Origin of the sequence: Bacillus marinisedimentorum, assembly GCF_001644195.2 — a bacterium.
GTDB lineage: Bacteria > Bacillota > Bacilli > Bacillales > Bacillaceae_O > Bacillus_BL > Bacillus_BL marinisedimentorum.
In genome coordinates this window covers 1-4,688 of sequence record NZ_LWBL02000064.1, presented here as the reverse complement: position 1 = coordinate 4,688, position 4,688 = coordinate 1, and the positions used below count along the sequence as shown (strand labels likewise).

The 4,688-nt window shown below is 48.7% G+C and carries 3 protein-coding genes and 13 tRNA genes; 15 read left to right on the top strand and 1 reads right to left on the bottom strand.

Annotated features, from left to right (window positions below):
* The first annotated feature begins 341 nt into the window (after nt 1-341).
* Nucleotides 342-2,513, top strand: coding sequence for a Tex family protein (locus tag A4U59_RS18190; protein WP_066175055.1), 2,172 nt, complete (start codon nt 342-344; stop codon nt 2,511-2,513).
* Nucleotides 2,514-2,540: 27 nt separating this feature from the next.
* Here A4U59_RS18190 and cmpA read toward each other — a convergent pair whose 3' ends face one another.
* Nucleotides 2,541-2,654, bottom strand: a complete 114-nt coding sequence (cmpA, locus tag A4U59_RS21135; RefSeq protein ID WP_106406374.1) for a cortex morphogenetic protein CmpA — start codon at nt 2,652-2,654, stop codon at nt 2,541-2,543.
* 110 nt (nt 2,655-2,764) lie between these two features.
* Between cmpA and A4U59_RS18185 the strand changes: the two genes are divergently transcribed.
* The 14 genes from A4U59_RS18185 (at nt 2,765) to A4U59_RS18120 (ending at nt 4,675) form a co-directional block, all read left to right on the top strand.
* On the top strand, nt 2,765-3,217 hold the full coding sequence (locus A4U59_RS18185) for a SprT family protein (protein WP_066175054.1): 453 nt from the start codon (nt 2,765-2,767) through the stop codon (nt 3,215-3,217).
* A gap of 236 nt (nt 3,218-3,453) precedes the next feature.
* Nucleotides 3,454-3,528, top strand: a tRNA-Asn gene (locus A4U59_RS18180).
* A 2-nt stretch (nt 3,529-3,530) separates the two neighbouring features.
* Nucleotides 3,531-3,621, top strand: a tRNA-Ser gene (locus A4U59_RS18175).
* Nucleotides 3,622-3,625: 4 nt separating this feature from the next.
* Nucleotides 3,626-3,697: transfer RNA gene (locus A4U59_RS18170), tRNA-Glu, on the top strand.
* 48 nt (nt 3,698-3,745) lie between these two features.
* Nucleotides 3,746-3,821: transfer RNA gene (locus tag A4U59_RS18165), tRNA-Val, on the top strand.
* 3 nt (nt 3,822-3,824) lie between these two features.
* Nucleotides 3,825-3,901, top strand: a tRNA-Asp gene (locus A4U59_RS18160).
* A gap of 15 nt (nt 3,902-3,916) precedes the next feature.
* Nucleotides 3,917-3,991 (top strand) — tRNA-Gln (locus A4U59_RS18155).
* A 5-nt stretch (nt 3,992-3,996) separates the two neighbouring features.
* Nucleotides 3,997-4,072 (top strand) — tRNA-Lys (locus tag A4U59_RS18150).
* A 10-nt stretch (nt 4,073-4,082) separates the two neighbouring features.
* A tRNA-Leu gene (locus A4U59_RS18145) sits at nt 4,083-4,166 on the top strand.
* A 24-nt stretch (nt 4,167-4,190) separates the two neighbouring features.
* Nucleotides 4,191-4,276: transfer RNA gene (locus A4U59_RS18140), tRNA-Leu, on the top strand.
* A 65-nt stretch (nt 4,277-4,341) separates the two neighbouring features.
* Nucleotides 4,342-4,418, top strand: a tRNA-Arg gene (locus A4U59_RS18135).
* Between the two features lie 22 nt (nt 4,419-4,440).
* Nucleotides 4,441-4,517, top strand: a tRNA-Pro gene (locus A4U59_RS18130).
* 6 nt (nt 4,518-4,523) lie between these two features.
* Nucleotides 4,524-4,597: transfer RNA gene (locus tag A4U59_RS18125), tRNA-Gly, on the top strand.
* A gap of 1 nt (nt 4,598) precedes the next feature.
* A tRNA-Ile gene (locus A4U59_RS18120) sits at nt 4,599-4,675 on the top strand.
* Nucleotides 4,676-4,688: the final 13 nt, after the last annotated feature.

Sequence of the window (4,688 nt, the reverse complement as noted above, 5' to 3'; positions counted from 1 at the left end):
CCTATAAAGAGAGTGAGGGAGACAATATAGGCAAGTGAACCTGACTCCCGTGCCTATAAAGAGAGACGGGCTACAATATAGGCACTACACCGAAAGCTTCATGCAGATTAAAAATTCCTTATATATAATCGCTTCATTAAAATGGACTCCCTTGGGGCAACTGCAGCTTCGTCCAATAAAAACGGGACTGGAACAGATGGTTTTCAACCCGATATTCATGTTTAAGAAAAAAGTTTAAATGAAAACAGCCATATCAACCATCGGCATATGCACACCGGCGGATTCAGTTTATATGGCTAATTTGTTAAAATAGAAGAATCCCATGACGTGGAGGTAAGGAAATGACAGTAGTTGAACAAGATGTAAACCTGGCCAGGCAAATTGCCAGAGAAGAGAGCTTTACAGAAAAACAGGCAGCGAATGTCATTCAGCTGCTGCAAGAGGGCAACACAGTTCCGTTTATTGCCCGTTATCGAAAAGAACAGACCGGCCAGCTGGATGAAGTCCAGATCCGTACCATAATGGAAAAGTGGGAATACCTTCAGAACCTTGGTAAACGAAAACAGGAAATTCTGCGCCTTATCGAAGAACAGGGTAAACTTACAGACGAACTCAGTGCCAACATTAAACAGGCCCAAAAACTGCAGGAACTCGAAGACCTTTACCGTCCATATAAACAAAAGAGGCGTACGAAAGCTTCGGCTGCGAAAGAAAAAGGCCTTGAGCCGATGGCAGAGTGGCTTTTCAAGCTGCCGCGAACCGGAGATGCAAATGAAAAGGCCGAAGGATTCTTATCGGAAGAACATGAACTGCACTCAGTCGAAGAGGTTTTGCAGGGAGCGCGTGACATTATGGCGGAATGGATTTCGGACAATGCAGAATATAGAAGCTGGATCCGTGAAAAAACGTTCCGCAGGGGAGCTGTTCAGACAGAAGCAAAAGACAAAGCAAAAGATGAAAAAGGAATATATGAAATGTATTACAGCTATAGCGAACCTGTCAGCCGCATCGTTCCCCATCGGGTTCTTGCCGTGAACCGCGGCGAAAAGGAAGGGGCGTTGAAGGCGGCGATTGAGGCACCTGAGGATGAAATCCGCGGCTACCTGAAACGGCGTCTGATCGGCCATAAAACAGGGCCTGCCGTTCCTCATGTGGAAGAAGCCGCAGAAGATGCGTACAAGCGCCTGATCCAGCCATCAATTGAAAGGGAAATCCGCAACGAATTGACAGAGCATGCCGAAGAACAGGCCATTCACATTTTTTCTGAAAACCTGCAAAGCCTTCTTCTGCAGCCGCCGCTTAAAGGCAAGATGACACTTGGTGTCGATCCGGCCTTTAGAACCGGCTGTAAGCTTGCGGTGATTGATGAAACAGGAAAAGTCCTGAACATTAACGTCATCTATCCCCATACATCAGAAAATAAAAGACGGGAAGCGGCCCGGATGTTCATGGAGTTGCTGTCTACATACAAAATAGAAATCGTAGCAATCGGAAACGGCACAGCATCAAGGGAAACCGAGCAGTTTGTGGCAGGCTTGCTCCCTGATGCAGACCGTGATGTTTCATACATCATTGTGAATGAAGCAGGAGCGAGTGTCTATTCTGCCTCCGACCTGGCCCGCGAGGAATTCCCGAACCTGCAGGTCGAGGAACGGAGTGCTGTTTCCATCGCACGCCGCCTGCAGGACCCGCTTGCCGAACTTGTCAAAATCGACCCGAAATCAGTTGGAGTGGGCCAGTACCAGCATGATGTATCCCAAAAAAAGCTGAATGATTCATTGACATTCGTCGTGGAAACGGTCGTAAACAAAGTGGGCGTAAATGTGAACACCGCTTCGCCTTCACTCCTTCAATATGTATCAGGATTGAGCAAAGCCGTTGCCAATAACATCGTGAAAAAGCGGGAAGAAGCCGGCAAATTCACGGACCGGAAAGAATTGAAGGGCATTCCGCGGCTAGGTGCGAAAACATACGAACAGAGCATCGGCTTCCTCCGCATCCCTGACGGAGGCCAACCGTTAGACCGGACACCGATTCACCCCGAGAGTTACGCGGAAACACGGCAGCTTCTCAAAAAAGTCGGATGTACACCGGACGACCTCGGAACAGAAAAACTGAAAGACTCGCTGAACACTCTTGATCTGCAAGCAACAGCAGCAGAGCTTGGCATTGGCGAGCTCACATTACGCGATATTGTCAGCTCTCTTATCCAGCCGGAGCGGGATATCCGTGATGACATTTCAAAACCGCTTTTGAAAAAGGACATCCTCAAGCTTGAAGATCTAAAAGCGGGAATGGAACTCGAAGGGACCGTCCGTAACGTTGTGGACTTCGGTGCATTTGTGGACATCGGGGTCAAGGAAGACGGGCTTGTCCATATATCGAAAATGAGCAAGAAATATGTGAAGCATCCGATGGATGTCGTATCTGTCGGCCAGGTTGTAAATGTGTGGGTTGAAAAAGTGGATCAGGCGAAAGGCAGAGTTTCACTGACGATGCTGCCGACGGAATAAGGCTAAACAGAAAGGAACACTGCTTTTTCATGAGCAGTGTTTTTTCCTATAAAAGTACCAGCACTGATTCAGCATTTTTATTTGGTAACGGTTTTTCTCAAAATATGCCCTTCGAAATTGATTGACTAACCAGCCGGGCATAACACTGCCTCCTTTATGAAAGATGGTAAGTTATAAAACAGTTTATGCTTGACGTCATTATTTGTGCCTGTATACTTTTTTCTATATGAACGAACTTCCGGGGTGGAAAAATGGAACAGCAGAACTTGCAGGAGCTTGTTGAAGATATCTCATTAAAGTATTTCGGCAGGCCGTTTGACCATCAGGCAATCTTCAATAACCGGCTCAGAACGACAGGCGGACGGTACCTGCTGCGCACGCATAATATCGAATTGAACCGGAAATACCTTGATGAACTTGGCTATGATGAATTGATCGGCATCATCAAGCATGAATTGTGTCATTATCATTTGCACCTCGAGGGCAAGGGATACAAGCACCGGGATGCCGATTTCAGGAAACTGATGGAACAAGTCGGCGCCCCGCGTCATTGCAGGTCCCTTCCTTCAGCAAAAAAAGCGGAACGCTTCAAGCACCGCTATCTCTGTTCGGTGTGCGGCTTTTCTTATGAAAGAAAGCGCAGAGTGGACACGAAACGCTACCGGTGCGGAAGGTGTAAAGGAAGGCTGAAAAAAATCAAATAATGATATTGACGGCTGTTGTCCAGCTGTGTTAAATTATAAAAGCCGTCGTTGACAGGACAGCCTGAAACGCGAACAAAACACTAAAAAGTTATTGACAAAGCGGACGATATCGTGTAAGATATAAAATGTTGTCATTATATAAAAACAAGCATTTCACAGTAGCTCAGTGACGAGTAATGCATTCATGAATCGGCTGCGAGTTGCTGCAAAATGAATCAAGGAAGACAGACAATTATTCCACAGTAGCTCAGTGGTAGAGCCCTCGGCTGTTAACCGAGCTGTCGCAGGTTCGAATCCTGCCTGTGGAGCCAATGGAGAAGTACCCAAGTGGCTGAAGGGGCTCCCCTGCTAAGGGAGTAGGTCGTGTAAGCGGCGCGAGGGTTCAAATCCCTCCTTCTCCGCCAGTCTGGCCCCTTGGTCAAGTGGTTAAGACACCGCCCTTTCACGGCGGTAACAGGGGTTCGAATCCCCTAGGGGTCATCATAAAGCTGGATGCCAGAGTGAATCTGGCATCTCGCTCTCTAAAACGGAGGATTAGCTCAGCTGGGAGAGCACCTGCCTTACAAGCAGGGGGTCGGCAGTTCGATCCTGTCATCCTCCACCATATGGTCCGGTAGTTCAGTTGGTTAGAATGCCTGCCTGTCACGCAGGAGGTCGCGGGTTCGAGTCCCGTCCGGACCGCCATATAGACGAGATGATTGGGCTATAGCCAAGCGGTAAGGCAACGGACTTTGACTCCGTCATGCGCTGGTTCGAATCCAGCTAGCCCAGCCATTTACGAGCCATTAGCTCAGTTGGTAGAGCATCTGACTTTTAATCAGAGGGTCGGAGGTTCGAGTCCTCCATGGCTCACCATTTTCATATTGCGGGTGTGGCGGAATTGGCAGACGCACTAGACTTAGGATCTAGCGCCTTTGGCGTGGGGGTTCAAGTCCCTCCACCCGCACCATTTTAATAAGGCAGTTAAACACATGCGGTCGTGGCGGAATGGCAGACGCGCTAGGTTGAGGGCCTAGTGGGGGCGACCCCGTGGAGGTTCAAGTCCTCTCGACCGCACCATATTAAATGAGTGTTGACGCAAACACATTAAGGTGTTATGATAGTAAAGTCGCCTTAAAAAACAAGCGCCCGTAGCTCAATTGGATAGAGCGTCTGACTACGGATCAGAAGGTTAGGGGTTCGACTCCTCTCGGGCGCGCCATTATATAAAGAAAGCAAATGAACGGGAAGTGGCTCAGCTTGGTAGAGCACCTGGTTTGGGACCAGGGGGTCGCAGGTTCAAATCCTGTCTTCCCGACCATCATTTGCGGGTGTAGTTTAGTGGTAAAACCTCAGCCTTCCAAGCTGATGTCGTGGGTTCGATTCCCATCACCCGCTCCATGGGCCTGTAGCTCAGCTGGTTAGAGCGCACGCCTGATAAGCGTGAGGTCGGTGGTTCGAGTCCACTCAGGCCCACCATAATACCTATGGA

Excerpts from the sequence above, each read along its gene's own strand:
- A4U59_RS18190 (WP_066175055.1), top strand. The coding sequence starts at position 342 with ATGACAGTAGTTGAACAAGATGTAAACCTGGCCAGGCAAATTGCCAGA.
- cmpA (WP_106406374.1), bottom strand. The coding sequence starts at position 2,654 with ATGCCCGGCTGGTTAGTCAATCAATTTCGAAGGGCATATTTTGAGAAA.
- A4U59_RS18185 (WP_066175054.1), top strand. The coding sequence starts at position 2,765 with ATGGAACAGCAGAACTTGCAGGAGCTTGTTGAAGATATCTCATTAAAG.